This is a genomic window from Halogeometricum limi, assembly GCF_900115785.1.
GTDB lineage: Archaea > Halobacteriota > Halobacteria > Halobacteriales > Haloferacaceae > Halogeometricum > Halogeometricum limi.
Genome location: NZ_FOYS01000002.1, coordinates 24,188 through 41,098 on the forward strand (window position 1 = coordinate 24,188; position 16,911 = coordinate 41,098).

A 16,911-nucleotide genomic window follows, 5' to 3' on the forward strand; every position below is an offset into this window, starting at 1 on the left:
CTTCGCGCCGAGATGAAAAATCTCCCGTGTCACCGCTCTCGGGCGCGTTACTCGTCGGCGTCGTCGCTCTCTGCGTCGTCGGCTTCCTCACGAAGTCGCCGCTCGGCCTCGTCTCGGTCCTCCGGGTAGCCGACGTCGATTCGCCAGCCTTCGAGCCGTATCGCGTCTATCGTTCGACCGCTGTCTATCAGGAGGCCGACGGCGTCGGAAATCTCGTACTCGCCGCGGTCGGAGGGTTGGACGAGGTGGCAGGCGTGGAAGATGGCGGGCGAGAACGTGTAAAAGCCCGTCATGACGATGTTCGACGGCGGGTCGTCCGGTTTCTCGACGACGCCGGTTATCTCGCCGTACTTGTTGGTGTCGCAGACGCCGTACCGACTGGCCTCCTCCCACGGCACCTCTTCGACGAGGAACGCCGCGTCCGCCCGGTCCTCTCGCTGTCGCCGGACGACGTCCTTCAGGTTCGCGTTGAACACGTTGTCGCCGAGCATCAGCATGAAGTCGTCGTCGATGTGCTCTTCGACGGTCAGGAGGGCGTGTGCGAGCCCCTTCTGTTCGCGCTGGTGAGCGTACGTGATGGGGATTCCCTCGTACTCGTCGCCGTAGTGGCTGATGATCTTCTCTTTCAGGTAGCCGACGACGAGGACGAACTCGTCCGCGCCGAGTTCTTTCAGTCGGTCCAGACAGTGGGTGATGATCGGTTTGTCGTCGACTTCGACCATCCCTTTCGGCTTGTCGTCTGTCAGCGGCCGAAGTCGAGTTCCTCTTCCTGCCGCGAGAACCACCGCTTGCATGACCCGACGTTCTCCGTCGGTGCGTATATATCTCGGGTGTGCGTTCGCCGCCTGCGTTTCAGTCTCGTCTCCGCGAGCCGATGGGAGTGCGGCCGTCTCCGCTCCCGAGGGGTCCCCGTCGTCGCCGCAGACAGCAACCCTTTTGCGCTCGCCACGAAGAAATCCGGCCGATGCCCCCATTGGATTCCGTCTGCGTCCTCGTGCCCACCTACAACGAGGCCGAAACCATCGGTGACGTCGTCGACGACTACCGCCGGGAGGGGTTCACCAACGTCCTCGTCATCGACGGTGGGTCCGACGACGACACCGTCGCCGTCGCCGGAGACCACGGCGCGCGCGTCGTCGTCCAGTCGGGGTCCGGCAAGGGACAGGCGGTTCGCGAGGCGGTCGAGTACCACGTCGACGCGGAGTACGTCCTGATGTTGGACGGCGACGCGACGTACCGGGCGGAGGACGCGGAGGCGATGCTCGAACCGCTCGATGGGGGGTACGAACACGTCATCGGCGACCGGTTCGCCGACATGCGCGAGGGGGCGATGACGCGTTTCAACCAACTGGGAAACCGCATCGTCAACCGCGCGTTCGCGACCATCCACGGCCACGACTACGAGGACATCCTCTCCGGCTACCGCGCGTTCTCTCGGGACTCGTTCATGCGGATGACGCTCACCGCCGACGGGTTCGGCGTCGAGACGGAGATGGCAGTCGAGTGCGTGAAGCGAAACATCCCGACGGCCGTCGTCCCCATCACGTACCTCCCGCGCCCCCACGGGTCGGACACGAACCTGCGGCCCATCCGCGACGGCGGTATCATCTTCCTCGAACTCTACCGGCGCGCGAAGACGAACAACCCCCTGTTCTACTTCGGGAGCGTCGGCGGCGCCTCCACTGTCGTCGGGTTCGTCATCGCCCTCTACGTCGCCGTCGAGTGGGTGACCGTTCGTATCTCACACGAGGTGATGGCCGTCGTGGCCGCCTTCGCCGTGTTGTTCGGCGTGCAACTCCTGATGTTCGGGGTGCTCTCGGACCTCATCCTGTCGCTGCACCGGGACACCTTGCGGAAGATAGAGGAGGAGAACGAGGACGCCGACTCGTCCGCCGGGTCGTCACGGCGAGTCGACGTGGCCCCCGACGGCGGGGAATCTGACGGCGAGGACGGACGCGACCACTGAGAGACGCGACCTCAGAACGGAAGCATCGCTCGGAGTTGGCCGAGGAAGTTGTTCGACGCCGAGCGTCGGTACTCCTCGAACACCGGATGCAGCGAGTCGAGTAGTTCGGCCTTGCTGGCGAACTTGGACTGCGGCACGGACTCCAGTGCCTCGCTGAGTCGGACGCTTCCCCCGGCGGCGTTGTACGGGACCGCGACGTCGTCCAGTTCGCGGACGAGTTCGTCGGCGGTCACGGGGTACGTCACGTCCGCCTCCGACAGGTGTTTCGCGAGTGCGGCGATACCGAACTCGAGCGTGTCTGGTTCGTCCCCGCCCTGCGGTGGTGGTCGTGCAGCCATCGACGGAGGCTACGGTCTCATCCGTTGAAAAACCCCCGACTACGTTCGAGACCGTCCGTATCTGTTAACCGGCGGGAGTTCGTGTGACAGGACGACGATGACGGACTACACCACCGTGTCGATACCGAAAGACCTCGCCGAACGCGTCGAGTCGACGATAGAGGGGACCAGTTTCTCCAGTACGAGCGACCTCGTGCGGTTCCTCCTCCGCAGTATCGTCATTCAACACCAGCGCGAAGGGAAACTCACGGAAGCGCAGTTCGAGGACATCGCAGAGCAACTCGCGGACCTGGGCTACCTCGACCGCTGAGCACCGAGAGTTCCCGTTCAGTCGTTCGCGAGCGACTCTCGCGGCGGTTCCGCGTCGAGGATTTCGAGGGAGAGGCGCGTCCCGGAGCGGTCGAACGCGTCCATCGAAGCGTCGTCCCACGGCGGGACGGCGACGAGGACGGCGGCCGCGAAGTCGTCCTCTCGGGTGGGTTCGGCCGGTCCCTGCGGGTGCGAGACGAACTTCGCGCGTCCGCGCCCGGCGGGCGTGCCGAGGTCCATCCCGAACACGGCGCGGACCGACCGCCCCGCCTCGGGGAGATAAAAGTGCGTCAGTACCGGCGTCTCCGGGTCTAGCTCGACGTCGTCGCCGAACTCCTCGGCGGGCGTCGTCGCGAGGACGACGGTGACTCGTTCCGGTTCGGCCTCCGACGCCATGTCGAGGAGCGCGTCGTGGAGCCCTCGGGTGATGAAGACCACAGTCGCTGTAGTACGCCGGCGTGTAAAAACGTGACCGCGCCCTAGGAGAGCATCTTCTGGAACGCCTTCTTGTACGCGCTGGGAAGGTTCTTGCGAGCGTCTTCGAGGGCACCTCGGAGGGCCGTCGCGGCGTTCTCCGTCACGCCCGCGCCGTGTCCGACGAGGACGCGTTCGGGGTCGTAGCCCCGGAGGGCGCGGCGCGGCGGGAGCGGACGGAGCATCGGGTGCACGCCGAGGCGTTCGCCGGGCGCGCAGAAGTACGACGCCGTCCCGAGGGCCTCGGGAACGAGCAACGTCCCCGACGCCTCGTGGTAGAAGCCGACCTCCTGCCACGGCGGGAGCGACGAGTCGACGACGGTGAACGCCTCGAACCCCGAGTCGGCGAGGGTCCGTCCGAACCGTTCGACCGGCGCGTCCACGTCCCCGGCGACGCCGGACATCCAGTCGGCGACGTACACAGGCACGTCGTGGCGGTTCGCCAGCTTTCCGGCGTCTCGAACGTGCCTGTCCAGGCCGACGACGACGCCCGACACCTCCCCGTACTCGGCCAAGAGTTCGTCGAGGCCGGGGGCGTCGACGGGGTCGAACACCCAGAGGCCGCCGTCGTCGCCGACGAGTGCGTGGCTCGCTCGTTGCATCTTCTCGTCCGGGTACGCGAGCCATCCGACGCCGCCGTCCCACCGGTCTATCACTCGGTACTCCGCCGTCCCGCGACCCTTCATCGGCATACCCGAACGAAGGACGGCGTAAGTATAAACCTCGTCGCCGAAGCGCGGGTTGCCGCTCCCGGCGGGGTTTATCTGGCGGTTCGTGGTGCACGGTTCGTGATGTGTAGTTCGTGGTGCACGGTTCGTGGTTCGTCCTCTCGGGCCGCGGGAGACGGGTCGATATTTTGGGGCCTCCTCGCGTAGAGCGGGCTATGCTCACCCGCCTGTGCCGTCTCGGATTGGAGGCCAAGTATCTCGGGACGGCCCGAGAGTTCTACGAGACGCGTCTCGGCCTCGCCCCCACCGACGAGTCCGACACCGCCGTGACGTACCGCGTCGGCGAGACGACGCTCGAACTCCGCCGTCCGCTCGACGTCCCTCGCGGCGGCGTCCACACCCACTACGCGTTCTCGACGACGCGCGAGGCCTACCCCGACTGGATGGCGTCGCTGTCGGACCTCGACCCGGTGGAGTTCAGCTTCGGGCACTCCAACTCGCTGTACGTCTACGACGCCGACGGCAACTGCGTCGAGATCGGCGGCATCGACGACGGGAACGACGCCGAGTCGCTCGGCGGGGAGAACCCGCTGTCGTCGGACCTCCCCCTGACGGGCATCTTCGAGGTGGTGCTGGAGGTGACCGACCTCGAACGCGCCGAAGCGCAGTTCCGCGCGCTCGGGTTCGAGGTGAGCGACAGGGGCCAAGACCGCCCGCGCGTCCGTCTGTCGGGTCCGGTCGACCTCGAACTGTGGGAACCGCAGTTGGGTATCGCGGACGCTCGCGGCGGCCTGCACGTCGACCTGACGTTCGAGACGGCCGACCCGGCGGCGGCCGCGGAGGCGGCCGGGCCGTGGGTCGACGGCCCCGACGAAGTGGCGGGCGGACTCCGCGTGCGCGACGCGGACGGGCACGTCCTCACGTTCGTCACCGACTGCCGGTGAGTGTGGCAGAACGGGCGTCGCCGACGCGACGCTCAGAGCCGATTCGTGTCGATGTCGACGCCCGGCGGCGTCACGACGAGGAACTTCCGGAAGTGCATCAGCTGTCCGCCCATGTCCTTTATCTCGCGTGCGAACCCGGTCGCTAACTCGTTCAGGTCGCCCTCGACTGCGAGAAAGAGGACGTTACCGTCGTCGACGAGTCGGACCCACTCTCGGGGTTCCGTGCCGCCGTCCAGGACGCCGAGAACCACGTCTCCGTTCAGGTCTTCGTCGTCGAGTTGGTCCTCGGCCGACGAGAGGTCGAGGTTGAAGTCGCTCATACCCGGTCACATTGCGGAGGGGGACGAAAAGGATTCGGTGCGCGGGCGGCGGAACTCCTCACCCAGTCTCACCACACGGTCGTGCGTACGTGTCTCTTTCTCGTGGTCCACGTTCGTCCAATCGACGGCGCGCGCGAGCCACCGGAACCATTCATTCACAAATTCAGGCCCGGAAAAATCCCAACAGTAGATGTTCTGACTCGTTACGGTGAGGGAGGGATATAAGGTAATATGTACACTTCGTATCCTACCCAACCCGTTTACGTCGGGCGGTTTCGTGGTATCTCTTCGAAGACCGTGAGAGACTGTATACCGTTCGTGACACGGTAGCAGGGAAACGCTTTTATACGTCTCGGGGCTGGGATGTGATACGATGTCTCAACGACACACGGAGGACACTTCGTCGGGCTCCCCGGCGGGTCGAGTTCTTCCAGGGCACATTAGCCCACATTACTGAATCGGAGATTGACGGTGTACGGATTTTCGACACGACGCTGCGCGATGGTGAGCAGTCGCCACGCACCTCGTTCAGTTACGAGGAGAAGCGCGACATCGCGGCGACGCTAGACGAGATGGGGACGCACGTCATCGAGGCGGGCTTCCCGGTCAACTCGGACGCCGAGTTCGAGGCAGTCAGCGACATCGCCGCGTCCACGGACACGACCGTCTGTGGGCTGGCCCGCGTCGTCGACAAAGACGTGGAAGCCGCCCTCGACGCGGGGGTGGAGATGGTCCACGTCTTCGTCAGCACCAGCGACGTCCAACTGGCCGACTCGATGCACGCCTCCAAGGAGGAGGCAGTCGAACGCGCCGTCGCGAGTGTCGAACGAGTAAAAGACGCCGGTGTGGAGGTCATGTTCTCGCCGATGGACGCCACGCGGACGGACGTGGGGTTCTTGGCCGAGATACTGTCGGCCGTCGACGACGCCGGCGTCGACTGGGTGAACATCCCAGACACGTGTGGCGTCGCCACGCCGACGCGCTTTGCGGACCTGGTTCGCGAGGTGCGACAGCACACCGACGCACACATCGACGTGCACGCGCACGACGACTTCGGACTGGCCACCGCGAACGCCATGGCGGGCTTCGAGGCGGGCGCGGCGCAGGCGCAGGTGTCGGTCAACGGCATCGGCGAACGCGCCGGCAACGCCGCCTACGAAGAGGTCGTCATGTCGGCCGAATCGCTGTACGACGTCGACACGGGAATCGACACGAAGCGCATCACGGAACTGTCGCGCATCGTCGAGGAGGCGAGCGACATCCCGGTGCCGGCGAACAAGCCGGTGGTCGGGCGCAACGCCTTCAGCCACGAGAGCGGCATCCACGCCGCCGGCGTCATCGAGAACTCGGACACGTTCGAGCCGGGTGTGATGACGCCCGAGATGGTCGGCGCACAACGCGAGTTCGTCCTCGGCAAACACACCGGCGCGCACTCGGTTCGCAAGCGACTGGAGGACGCCGGGTTCACGCCCGACGACGGCGAAGTACGCGCGGTCACGCGCCGCGTCAAGGACTTCGGCGCGGAGAAAGAGCGCGTGACGACGGACGTCCTGACGCGAATCGCTCGCGAAGAGGGCGTCGAACACGAGGACGACACGGAGGTTCGAGCCTGATGGCTCGCGCCCCGTTCGCTCACGACGGTGAGCCACGGGTGCGCGGCCGGCCGTGGGCCCGCAACGCTTGCGTCCCGCGAAACGTTGATTACGGTGCGAGAAAATCGACCGAGTACGATGCGACGACGACCACCACAGCAGTCCGCCACTCCCGCAGCGTCGGGAGTCCCCGCGGACGACGTGGCGGCCGCGCAGTCGCTCATTATCGTAGGGGCCGCCTAGCCCCTCACTCTCTCCTCTCGACCGTCGACGTTTCGCCCGGCACACAGCCACAGAGAGACTCACAGACCTTCCAGACGATGGAGCACCACGACAGTACACGCGACCGGCGACCGAACCGACCCCTCACCCACGGAGGCCGACGATGAGCGAACCAGCACCACCGAAGAAAGACGCCGACGAACCGGCCGACGAGGCGACCGAACAGACACCCGTGACCACGGGCGCGTCGTCCGTCGTCCGCGCGCTGGAGAACGCCGGCGTCGAAGCCGCGTTCGGCGTGCAAGGCGGCGCTATCATGCCCGTCTACGACGCCCTCTGGCACTCGGACATCCACCACGTCACGATGGCCCACGAACAGGGCGCGGCGCACGCCGCCGACGCGTTCGGCGTCGTCCGCAACGAACCCGGCGTCTGTCTCGCCACGTCGGGACCGGGGGCGACGAACCTCGTCACCGGCATCGCCGACGCCAACATGGACTCGGACGGCGTCCTCGCCCTCACGGGACAGGTCCCCTCCGAGATGGTCGGGTCGGACGCGTTCCAGGAGACGGACACCATCGGCGTCACGACGCCCATCACGAAGCACAACTACTTCGCGGCGGAGGCGGACTCCGTCGGCGACACCGTCGGCGAGGCGTTCGCCCTCGCCGGCGAGGGCCGCCCCGGACCGACGCTCGTCGACCTCCCGAAAGACGTGACGATGGACGAGACGGACCGCCAACCCGGTCCGGCGAAGACGCCGAAGACGACGACGCCGAAGACGACGCCCGACAAGGCGGCCGTCGCCGACGCGGCGCGCGCCATCGAGGCGGCGGAACGACCGTTGCTCCTCCTCGGCGGCGGCGTCATCAAGGCCGACGCCACCGACGAAGCTCGCGCGTTCGCGCGCGAGTTCGGTATTCCGGTGGTCACGACGATGCCGGGAATCGGTTCGTTCCCCGAGGACGACGACCTGTGTCTCTCGTGGGCGGGCATGCACGGCACCGGCTACGCCAACATGGCCATCACCCACACGGACCTCCTCGTCGCCGTCGGAACGCGCTTCGACGACCGACTGACCGGCGGAGTGGACTCGTTCGCCCCCGAGGCGGAAGTCGTCCACGTCGACATCGACCCCGCGGAGATATCGAAGAACGTCCACGCGGACTACCCCGTCGTCGGCGACGCCGCGACGACGCTCGACCGCCTCGCGGACGAAGTCGCGACCGAACCCGACGCGGGCGAGTGGCGCGAGCAGTGCCTCACGTGGAAAGACGAGTACCCGATGGACTACGCGACGCCCGAGGACGAACCGCTGAAACCGCAGTTCGTCGTCGAGTGTCTCGACGAGGCCACCTCCGACCGCGCCGTCGTCACGAGCGGCGTCGGCCAGCACCAGATGTGGGCCGCGCAGTACTGGACGTTCACGGAACCGCGGACGTGGGTGTCCTCGCACGGCCTCGGCACGATGGGCTACGGTCTGCCCGCGGCAATCGGCGCCCGACTCGCCGCCGAGGACGACCAGGAGGTCGTCTGCGTCGACGGTGACGGCTCGTTCTTGATGACGATTCAGGAGCTCTCCGTCGCCGTCCGCGAGGAGTTGGACATCACCGTCGCCGTCCTGAACAACGAGTACATCGGGATGGTGCGACAGTGGCAGGACGCCTTCTTCGAGGGGCGTCACATGGCCGCCGAGTACAACTGGTGCCCCGAGTTCGACAAACTGGCCGAAGCGTTCGGCGCGCGCGGATGGCGCGTCGACGACTACGACGAAGTCGCAGACGCCATCGAGGAGGCCCTCGCGTACGACGGTCCCTCGGTCATCGACTTCCACATCGACCCGAGAGAGAACGTCTACCCGATGGTCGCCTCCGGCGGCGCGAACGGCAAATTCGCACTCACGGAGGACCAGCTATGAGCTCCGACGATTCGAACGAGACGACCGACTTACCGAAGCACGGACTGGCCGGCCCCCGACCGGAGGAACGACCCCACCCGGAGGGGCGGCGCAACTCGCAGGGTATCCGCATCGACCCCGAAGTCGAGGCGGAACACGACCCGCGACGCGCCGTCATCTCCGCGTTGGTCGAGAACGAACCCGGCGTGCTCTCGCGCGTCGCGGGACTCGTCTCTCGACGGCAGTTCAACATCGAGAGCCTGACGGTCGGTCCGACCACCGTCGACGGCCACGCGCGAATCACGATGGTCGTCGAGGAACCGGACCCCGGTATCGACCAGATAGAGAAACAGATGGCGAAGCTCAAGCCCGTCATCTCCGTGGGCGAGTTGGACGACGACGCCGTCCGCGCGGAGTTGGTCCTCCTGAAGGTGGAGGGCGACGAACCGGACAAGGTCCACGCCATCACCGAGATGTACGAGGGGAAGACGCTGGACGCCGGGCCGCGGACCATCACGGTCCAGTTGACCGGCGACGAGCGAAAGATAGACGACGCCATCGACGCGTTCCGCCAGTTCGGCATCATCGAGATAGCCCGAACCGGTCAGACCGCACTCGCACGCGGCGACCAAGCGACCGTCCCCGGAGAGAAACCCGGAACCGCCGGCGAACCGACCACACCAACGAACTACGATGACTAACGACGAACTCACGACGACCGTATACTACGACGACGACGCAGACCGCTCGCAGATAGACGACAAGACCGTGGCCGTCCTCGGGTACGGCAGCCAGGGCCACGCCCACGCGCAGAACCTCTCGGACAGCGGGGTCGACGTCGTCGTCGGCCTGCGCGAGGGGTCCTCCTCGCGAGACGCCGCGGAAGCCGACGGCCTCCGCGTGGCGACGCCCGCCGAGGCGGCGGCGGAGGGAGACATCGTCTCCGTCCTCGTCCCCGACACCGTCCAACCGGCGGTGTTCGAGGAGATTCGCGACGAACTGGAGGCCGGAGACACGCTCCAGTTCGCGCACGGCTTCAACATCCACTACAACCAGATTCGCCCGCCCGAAGACGTGGACGTGACGATGGCCGCCCCCAAGTCGCCGGGCCACCTCGTCCGCCGTAACTACGAGGCGGGCGAGGGGACGCCGGGCCTCATCGCCGTCTACCAGGACGAGACGGGGTCGGCGAAGGAGGAAGCGCTCGCGTACGCCCACGCCATCGGGTGCACCCGAGCGGGCGTCATCGAGACGTCGTTCCAAGAGGAGACCGAGACGGACCTCTTCGGCGAACAGGCCGTCCTCTGCGGCGGCGTCACCTCGCTGGTGAAGCAGGGCTACGAGACGCTGGTCGAGGCGGGCTACTCCCCGGAGATGGCGTACTTCGAGTGCCTGAACGAACTGAAGCTCATCGTCGACCTGATGTACGAAGGCGGCCTCGGCGAGATGTGGGACTCCGTCTCCGACACCGCCGAGTTCGGCGGTCTGACGCGCGGTGACCGCGTCGTCGACGACCACGCCCGCGAGAACATGGAAGAGATTCTCGAAGAGGTGCAGAACGGTACGTTCGCCCGCGAGTGGATCGCGGAGAATCAGGCCGGTCGACCGTCTTACACGCAACTGAAAGACCGCGAGGAGAACCACCACATCGAACAGGTCGGTGCACCGCTTCGCGACCTGTTCTCGTGGGCCGACGAGGACGAGAAAGAGGCCGCGGAAGCGCCCGCTGACGACTGAGTACGATGAGCGACAACGACAATCGAACCCGAGAGACGGAGACGGAGACAGAGATGCGACGCGTGAGCCACACGAATCCGTACACGAACGAGACGCTCGGCGACACGTTCCGTCGCGGACCGGCCGTCACCGACGGCGGCGAGCGACGAGACGAGGACGCCATGGCGAACGTCGACCACACGCCGCGGGAGGGCGACGGCGCCAACGCGGTGTGGAACCGCGGCCGCGGTGATAGCGATGAGTGAGGGGACGCTGTACGACAAGGTGTGGAACGAACACACCGTCACGACGCTCCCCACCGGGCAGACGCAGTTGTTCGTCGGTCTGCACCTCATCCACGAGGTGACGAGTCCGCAGGCGTTCGGGATGCTTCGCGAGCGCGACATGGAGGTAGCGTTCCCCGAGCGAACCCACGCGACGGTGGACCACATCGTCCCAACCGCCGACCAGTCGCGACCCTACGCCGACGGCGCGGCCGAAGAGATGATGTCGGAGCTAGAGGAGAACGTCCGCGAGGCGGGTATCGACTTCTCGGACCCGACGTCGGGCGACCAGGGTATCGTCCACGTCATCGGGCCCGAGCAAGGCCTGACCCAACCCGGTATGACCATCGTCTGCGGCGACAGTCACACCTCCACGCACGGCGCGTTCGGCGCGCTCGCGTTCGGTATCGGTACCTCGCAGATTCGCGACGTGCTGGCGACCGGATGCATCGCGATGGAGAAACAGCAGGTTCGCAAAATCGAGGTCACCGGCGAACTCGGCGACGGCGTCGAGGCGAAAGACGTCATCCTCGAAATCATCCGCCGACTCGGCACCGACGGCGGCGTCGGCTACGTCTACGAGTACGCGGGCGAGGCCATCGAGAACCTCGGGATGGAAGGCCGCATGAGCATCTGTAACATGTCCATCGAGGGCGGCGCACGCGCGGGCTACGTCAACCCCGACGAGACGACATACGAGTGGCTCGCGGAGACGGACGCCTTCCGCGACGACCCCGAGAAGTTCGAGAAACTGAAGCCGTACTGGGAGTCCGTCCGCTCGGACGACGACGCCGAGTACGACGACGTGGTCACCATCGACGGGAACGAACTCGAACCCGTCGTCACGTGGGGGACCACGCCCGGACAGGGCGTCGGCATCACCGAACCCATTCCGGCCCCCGAAGACCTGCCGGAGGACAAACAGGACACCGCGCGCCGCGCGCAGGAGCACATGCGCGTGACGCCCGGCGAGACGATGCAGGGCTACCCCATCGACGTGGCGTTCCTCGGGTCGTGTACGAACGCACGACTCGCGGACCTGCGCCGCGCGGCCGCCCTCGTGAAGGGTCGACAGGTCCACGAGGACGTCCGCGCGATGGTCGTCCCCGGCAGTCAGCGCGTCCAGACGGCCGCCGAAGAGGAGGGCCTGAAGGACGTCTTCGAGGAAGCCGGCTTCGAGTGGCGCAACGCGGGTTGTTCGATGTGTCTCGGCATGAACGAAGACCAGTTGGAGGGCGACGAGGCGTGCGCCTCCTCCTCGAACCGGAACTTCGTCGGCCGACAGGGCTCGAAGGACGGGCGCACCGTCCTGATGAACCCGCGCATGGTCGCCGCCGCGGCGATTCGCGGGGAAGTGACCGACGTGCGCGAGATGAAGGAGGTGAACGTCGCATGACCGAGGAGATTCCGGAAGTCGACTACGTGTCGGGGACGGGGATTCCCATCCGCGGCAACGACATCGACACCGACCAGATAATTCCGGCGCGGTTCATGAAGGTGGTCACCTTCGACGGACTGGGTCAGTTCGCGTTCTTCGACCTGCGGTTCGACGACGACGACGAACCGAAGGACCACCCGATGAACGAAGACCGGTTCAAAGACTCCTCGGTGATGGTCGTCAACGCCAACTTCGGCTGCGGGTCCTCTCGCGAACACGCGCCACAGGCGCTGATGCGGTGGGGAATCGACGCCATCGTCGGCGAGTCGTTCGCCGAAATCTTCGCGGGCAACTGCCTCGCACTCGGCATCCCGACGGTCACCGCCGACCACGAGACCATCTCGGAACTGCAGTCGTGGGTCGAGGAGAATCCCGACGGCGACATCGACGTGGACGTGGAAGCGGAGACGGTCACCTACGGCGGGAACACCGTCGACGTGACCGTCGACGACGCCCAGCGAAAGGCACTCGTCGACGGCGTCTGGGACACGACGGCGCTGATGAAATCGAACGCCCGCGCGGTACAGGAGACGGCGAACTCCCTGCCGTACATCCAGAGCGATGACTGAGGAAATAGTCGTCGTCGAGGGCGACGGCATCGGCAAAGAGGTCGTCCCGGCGGCCGTCACCGTCCTCGACGCCGTCGGCGACTTCGAGTTCGTCGAGGCCGAGGCGGGCGACGCCGTACGAGAGGAGACGGGCGAAGCACTCCCGCAGGAGACGTACGACCTCGTCGCCGACGCGGACGCGACGCTGTTCGGCGCGGCGGGCGAGACGGCCGCGGACGTCATCCTTCCCCTTCGCGAGGCGGTGGACTCGTTCGTCAACGTCCGCCCCGCGAAAGCCTACCCGGGAGTCGACGCGCTTCGCCCGGAGACGGACGTCGTCTTCCTGCGCGAGAACACCGAGGGCGTCTACTCGGGACACGAGGACCGACTCTCCGAGGACCTCTCGACGCTCACGCGCGTCGTCACCACCTCGGCGTCGGAACGACTCGCCGAGTTCGCCTGCGACTACGCTCCCGAGGGCTTCCACGTCGCGCACAAGGCGAACGTGATGCGCGAGACGGACGGCCGGTTCCGCGATAGCGTCGTCGCCGTCGCCGAGGAGAACGGCGTCGACACCGACGAGGTGTTGATGGACGCGTTCGCGACGCACGTCTGCCTGAACCCCGAACAGTTCGACGTGGTCGTCTGCCCGAACCTCGCGGGCGACGTCCTCTCGGACCTCGCGGCCGGACTCGTCGGCGGACTCGGTCTCCTCCCGTCGGCGAACATCGGTCCGGACAACGCGCTCTTCGAACCCGTCCACGGGACGGCCCCAGACATCGCGGGCGAGGGCGTCGCCAACCCGTCGGCGACGATTCTCTCCGCGGCGATGCTGTTGGAGCATCTCGGCTACGAAGAGGAGGGCGCCGCGGTCCGAGACGCCGTCGAGGCGACCTTGGAGAACGGCCCGCGCACGGCCGACTTGGGCGGCGACGCCTCCACCGAGGACGTGACCGCGGCCATCGTCGACCGACTCGACTGAACGACCGGACACGGTTCGTTTTCCGCCCGCTTTCGAGCCCAGTTCGTCCGAACCGCTGATTCTCGACGCTGTTCTCGGCGTCTCATCCGTCCGCGACCGGCCGACAGTCGAGTGTCTGCACGACTTCACGAATTTTCTGCGGGAAACGTGCAGGAGCGAACGTATATCGAACACAAACAATTAACAACGAACAGGCGCTACTCCCGAGTACGACTGACGCTTATGTTACCAGCAGAGCGAAAAAGACGAATCGTGGAACTCGTCTCGGCGGACGACGGCCGGTCCGTCGAGGGCCTCGCGGAGGAACTCGGCTACTCGAAGGCCACCATCCGGCGTGACCTCCGAGAACTGGAGGACCGCGGACTCGTCGAACGGTCACACGGTGGAGCGGTTCCCGTCACGACGGTCGGGAAAGAACAGACGTACGGACAGAAAGAGGTGCAGAACCTCGCCGGAAAGCGAGCCATCGCCGCCCGCGCGGTCGAAGAGATAACCGAGGGTCAGGTCGTCTTCTTCGACGCCGGGACGACGACGATAGAGGTGGCCAAACAGGCCCCGAAAGACGGGTCGATGCTCGCCGTGACGAACTCGCCGCGTCTCGCCGTCGAACTCGGGCGCGAGGAGAACGACGTGAAGTTGACGGGCGGGACGCTTCGCAGTCGGACGAGGGCGCTCGTCGGACCGACTGCAGAATCGTTCATGGAACGGACGAACTTCGACCTCCTCTTTCTCGGGACGAACGCCATCGACTCCGAGGGCGGGTTGACGACGCCGAACGAGGACGAGGCGCGGATGAAGCAGCTGATGGTCGAGAAGTCCGCCCGCGTCGTCCTCGTCGCCGATACGACGAAGGTCGGGAAACGTTCGTTCGTGAAGTTCGCCGACGTCGCCGACGTGGACGTGTTCGTCACCGACGGCGAGTTGCCGCCCCGCGAACGCCGCGCCTTGGAGAACGAGGGCGTCACTGTCGTGGAGGTGTCGCCCGAATGAGCGACGACGTGTTGACGGTGACGATGAACCCGGCCGTCGACCACACCGTCCGCGTGACCGAACCGCTTCGGACGGGCGCAGTCGCCCGGACGGACGACGCGAAGTTCGACGCCGGCGGCAAGGGAATCAACGTCTCGAAGTACCTCACGGCGCTAGACGTCGACGCGCCCGCCACGGGCTTTCTCGGCGGGCCGTTCGGCCGGATGATTCGCGACCGACTGACCGACGACGCCGTGCCGAACGACTTCGTCACTATCGGTGACCGAACGCGACTGAACACGACGGTGCTCGGTCCGGAGGGCGAGTACAAGATAAACCACGACGGGCCGACCGTCTCCGAGGACGAAGTCGAGACGCTCGTCGAACGCGTCCGCGCCCGCGACCCGGACAGGTTGGTCATCGCCGGGAGTCTTCCGAACGGCGTCTCCACGGCCGACGTCGACGAACTCGCATCGGCGGGCGACTGGGAGACGGCCGTCGATATGGGCGGGGCGTCGCTCACCGAACTCGACGCCTCGTACCTCGTCTGCAAGCCCAACCGCGAGGAACTCGGCGTCGCGACGGGGATGGCCGTCGAGACGACTGCGGACTGCGTCGCGGCGGCGCAAGCCCTCCGCGAACGCGGGTTCGAGTTCGTCGTCGCGTCACTCGGCCCCGACGGTGCGTTGCTCGCCACCGACTCGGGCACTTACCACGCCGCGGCGCTTCCGGTCGACGTGGTCGACACCGTCGGCGCGGGCGACGCTCTCCTCTCCGGATTCCTGGCCGGGTTCGCGCGCGGAGAGTCCGAACGGACCGCGCTCCGAACGGGCGTCACCGTCGCCTCGCGCGTCGTCGCCGCCTCGGGGACCAGCGTCCCGGACTTCGAGGGCGTCTTCGAGACGCGAGACGACGTGGGCGTCTCCACCGCCCGACCCTAATGTTCGTTAGTTCGGGTCTCGACGCAGAAGCGAACACAAATGCGCATATCCGAAAGTGTTTTTGAAGACGTTTAGTAACTATCGTGAGGGAGCAAACTATGGCACGTAAGCAGTCAGCGGAGAACGCATACCGGTCCTACCTGACGAAGATCAAAGAGGACCTGATGACGGGTGTATCGTACATGATTCCGTTCGTCACCATCGGGGGCATCTTCCTCGCCCTCGGCTACGCGGTGGCGGGCGTGACGGGAACGGGCGTCCAGGACGTGTTCGGCGCGACGGGGACGATGGGGTGGTTCCTCGCACAGATCGGTGTGGCGGGGCTCACCATCATGGTGCCCATCCTCGGCGCGTACATCGCGTACGCCATCGCCGACCGTCCGGGCCTCGCACCCGGATTCCTGCTGTCGTACATCATCCAGCAAGGCAACGTCCTGCAGGCGGCCGGTGACGTCATCGGCCTGCAGGGCGGTGCGGCCGGTGCGGGCTATCTCGGCGCGCTCGTCGCCGGTCTGCTGGCCGGATACGTCGCTCGCTGGATAAAGGGCTGGAGCGTCCCGTCGTTCGTCCAGCCGATGATGCCGGTGCTCATCGTACCGGTGCTGACGATGGCGATTCTGTCGCCTCTCGTCATCTTCGTCCTCGGCGTCCCCGTCGCCATCGCGAACGCCGGACTGACCAGTTTCCTGCAGAGTATGCAGGGGAGCCAAGCGGTCCTCGTCGGCGCACTCCTCGGCGGCATGATGGCGTTCGACATGGGCGGACCCGTCAACAAGGTCGCCTACGTGTTCGCCACGGGCCTCATCGCCGAGGGCGTCGTCGCCCCGATGGCGGCCGTGATGATCGGCGGGATGGTCCCGCCCATCGGCCTCGCCATCTCGAACTTCATCGCGCCGCACAAGTACGCGGCCGAGATGTACGAGAACGCGAAGTCGGGCATCGTCCTCGGCTTCTCGTTCATCACCGAGGGCGCGATTCCGTACGCCTCCTCGGACCCCGTCCGCGTCATCCCCTCGATCATCGCCGGAAGCGCGGTGGGCGGTGCGATGTCGATGGCGCTGAACGTGACGATGCCCGCCCCGCACGGCGGTATCTTCGTCGTTCCGCTGTCGAACAAGCCGTTGATGTTCCTCGCCGCAATCGTCATCGGGTCTCTCGTCACGGCCGTCATCGCGACGGTCACGAAACCCGACTTCGACGAACGCGTCGGCACCGGGTCCGGCGCGGCGGCGTCCGACGACTGACCACGACCACCGACCAATCGAACTAAAGACCACCGACAACGCAACTACCTTACTCTTCC

General features: G+C 66.3%; 19 protein-coding genes. 14 read left to right on the forward strand and 5 right to left on the reverse strand.

Features of this window, described 5'->3' with window-relative positions; translation table 11 throughout:
* Positions 1-47 precede the first annotated feature (47 nt).
* On the reverse strand, positions 48-794 hold the full coding sequence (gene aglF / locus BM282_RS04985) for a UTP--glucose-1-phosphate uridylyltransferase AglF (RefSeq protein ID WP_089877465.1): 747 nt from the start codon (positions 792-794) through the stop codon (positions 48-50).
* A gap of 170 nt (positions 795-964) precedes the next feature.
* Here aglF and aglJ point away from each other — a divergent pair, with 170 nt between their 5' ends.
* The gene (gene aglJ, locus BM282_RS04990) at positions 965-1,966 is read left to right on the forward strand and encodes an S-layer glycoprotein N-glycosyltransferase AglJ (RefSeq protein ID WP_089877467.1); all 1,002 of its coding nucleotides are present in this window, start codon (positions 965-967) and stop codon (positions 1,964-1,966) included.
* A gap of 11 nt (positions 1,967-1,977) precedes the next feature.
* On the opposite strand, the gene BM282_RS04995 is transcribed toward aglJ, so the two are convergent.
* A complete protein-coding gene (locus tag BM282_RS04995; RefSeq protein WP_089877470.1) occupies positions 1,978-2,304 on the reverse strand; it encodes a DUF5789 family protein in 327 nt (108 codons plus the stop codon).
* A 97-nt stretch (positions 2,305-2,401) separates the two neighbouring features.
* On the opposite strand from BM282_RS04995, the gene BM282_RS05000 reads away from it, so the two are divergent.
* The gene (locus BM282_RS05000; protein WP_089877473.1) at positions 2,402-2,614 is read left to right on the forward strand and encodes a ribbon-helix-helix domain-containing protein; all 213 of its coding nucleotides are present in this window, start codon (positions 2,402-2,404) and stop codon (positions 2,612-2,614) included.
* 17 nt (positions 2,615-2,631) lie between these two features.
* On the opposite strand, the gene BM282_RS05005 is transcribed toward BM282_RS05000, so the two are convergent.
* Both BM282_RS05005 and BM282_RS05010 read right to left on the reverse strand, forming a co-directional pair.
* Positions 2,632-3,051, reverse strand: a complete 420-nt coding sequence (locus tag BM282_RS05005) for a hypothetical protein (RefSeq protein WP_089877475.1) — start codon at positions 3,049-3,051, stop codon at positions 2,632-2,634.
* Positions 3,052-3,092: 41 nt separating this feature from the next.
* Positions 3,093-3,779 carry a hypothetical protein gene (locus BM282_RS05010; protein ID WP_175501380.1) on the reverse strand — a complete coding sequence of 229 codons (687 nt, stop codon included), beginning with the start codon at positions 3,777-3,779 and terminating at the stop codon, positions 3,093-3,095.
* Positions 3,780-3,970: 191 nt separating this feature from the next.
* On the opposite strand from BM282_RS05010, the gene BM282_RS05015 reads away from it, so the two are divergent.
* Positions 3,971-4,699 carry a fosmidomycin resistance protein gene (locus BM282_RS05015; RefSeq protein WP_089877478.1) on the forward strand — a complete coding sequence of 243 codons (729 nt, stop codon included), beginning with the start codon at positions 3,971-3,973 and terminating at the stop codon, positions 4,697-4,699.
* Positions 4,700-4,731: 32 nt separating this feature from the next.
* On the opposite strand, the gene BM282_RS05020 is transcribed toward BM282_RS05015, so the two are convergent.
* A complete protein-coding gene (locus BM282_RS05020; protein ID WP_089877480.1) occupies positions 4,732-5,019 on the reverse strand; it encodes a DUF5779 family protein in 288 nt (95 codons plus the stop codon).
* Positions 5,020-5,387: 368 nt separating this feature from the next.
* Here BM282_RS05020 and BM282_RS05025 point away from each other — a divergent pair, with 368 nt between their 5' ends.
* The 11 genes from BM282_RS05025 to BM282_RS05075 all read left to right on the forward strand — a co-directional run bounded on the left by BM282_RS05025 (position 5,388) and on the right by BM282_RS05075 (position 16,852).
* Positions 5,388-6,632, forward strand: coding sequence for a LeuA family protein (locus BM282_RS05025; protein WP_089879396.1), 1,245 nt, complete (start codon positions 5,388-5,390; stop codon positions 6,630-6,632).
* Between the two features lie 364 nt (positions 6,633-6,996).
* Positions 6,997-8,751 carry a biosynthetic-type acetolactate synthase large subunit gene (ilvB, locus tag BM282_RS05030; RefSeq protein ID WP_089877483.1) on the forward strand — a complete coding sequence of 585 codons (1,755 nt, stop codon included), beginning with the start codon at positions 6,997-6,999 and terminating at the stop codon, positions 8,749-8,751.
* Positions 8,748-9,431, forward strand: a complete 684-nt coding sequence (gene ilvN, locus BM282_RS05035) for an acetolactate synthase small subunit (protein ID WP_089877485.1) — start codon at positions 8,748-8,750, stop codon at positions 9,429-9,431. The genes ilvB and ilvN overlap by 4 nt, the downstream gene beginning before the upstream one ends.
* Positions 9,424-10,467 carry a ketol-acid reductoisomerase gene (gene ilvC, locus BM282_RS05040; RefSeq protein WP_089877487.1) on the forward strand — a complete coding sequence of 348 codons (1,044 nt, stop codon included), beginning with the start codon at positions 9,424-9,426 and terminating at the stop codon, positions 10,465-10,467. The genes ilvN and ilvC overlap by 8 nt, the downstream gene beginning before the upstream one ends.
* A 5-nt stretch (positions 10,468-10,472) precedes the next feature.
* A complete protein-coding gene (locus BM282_RS05045) occupies positions 10,473-10,712 on the forward strand; it encodes a hypothetical protein (RefSeq protein ID WP_175501382.1) in 240 nt (79 codons plus the stop codon).
* A complete protein-coding gene (gene leuC / locus BM282_RS05050) occupies positions 10,705-12,126 on the forward strand; it encodes a 3-isopropylmalate dehydratase large subunit (RefSeq protein ID WP_089877490.1) in 1,422 nt (473 codons plus the stop codon). Before BM282_RS05045 ends, leuC begins: the two co-directional genes overlap by 8 nt.
* Positions 12,123-12,737: a 3-isopropylmalate dehydratase small subunit gene (leuD, locus tag BM282_RS05055; protein WP_089877493.1), complete on the forward strand. Its 615-nt coding sequence runs from the start codon at positions 12,123-12,125 to the stop codon at positions 12,735-12,737. Before leuC ends, leuD begins: the two co-directional genes overlap by 4 nt.
* Positions 12,730-13,698: a 3-isopropylmalate dehydrogenase gene (leuB, locus tag BM282_RS05060; protein ID WP_089877495.1), complete on the forward strand. Its 969-nt coding sequence runs from the start codon at positions 12,730-12,732 to the stop codon at positions 13,696-13,698. Before leuD ends, leuB begins: the two co-directional genes overlap by 8 nt.
* A gap of 222 nt (positions 13,699-13,920) precedes the next feature.
* Positions 13,921-14,688, forward strand: a complete 768-nt coding sequence (gene glpR / locus BM282_RS05065) for an HTH-type transcriptional regulator GlpR (protein WP_089877497.1) — start codon at positions 13,921-13,923, stop codon at positions 14,686-14,688.
* Positions 14,685-15,608 (forward strand): 1-phosphofructokinase, encoded by a 924-nt coding sequence (gene pfkB, locus BM282_RS05070; RefSeq protein ID WP_089877500.1) that lies wholly within the window; start codon positions 14,685-14,687, stop codon positions 15,606-15,608. Before glpR ends, pfkB begins: the two co-directional genes overlap by 4 nt.
* 98 nt (positions 15,609-15,706) lie before the next feature.
* Positions 15,707-16,852 (forward strand): PTS fructose transporter subunit IIC, encoded by a 1,146-nt coding sequence (locus tag BM282_RS05075; protein WP_089877503.1) that lies wholly within the window; start codon positions 15,707-15,709, stop codon positions 16,850-16,852.
* Positions 16,853-16,911: the final 59 nt, after the last annotated feature.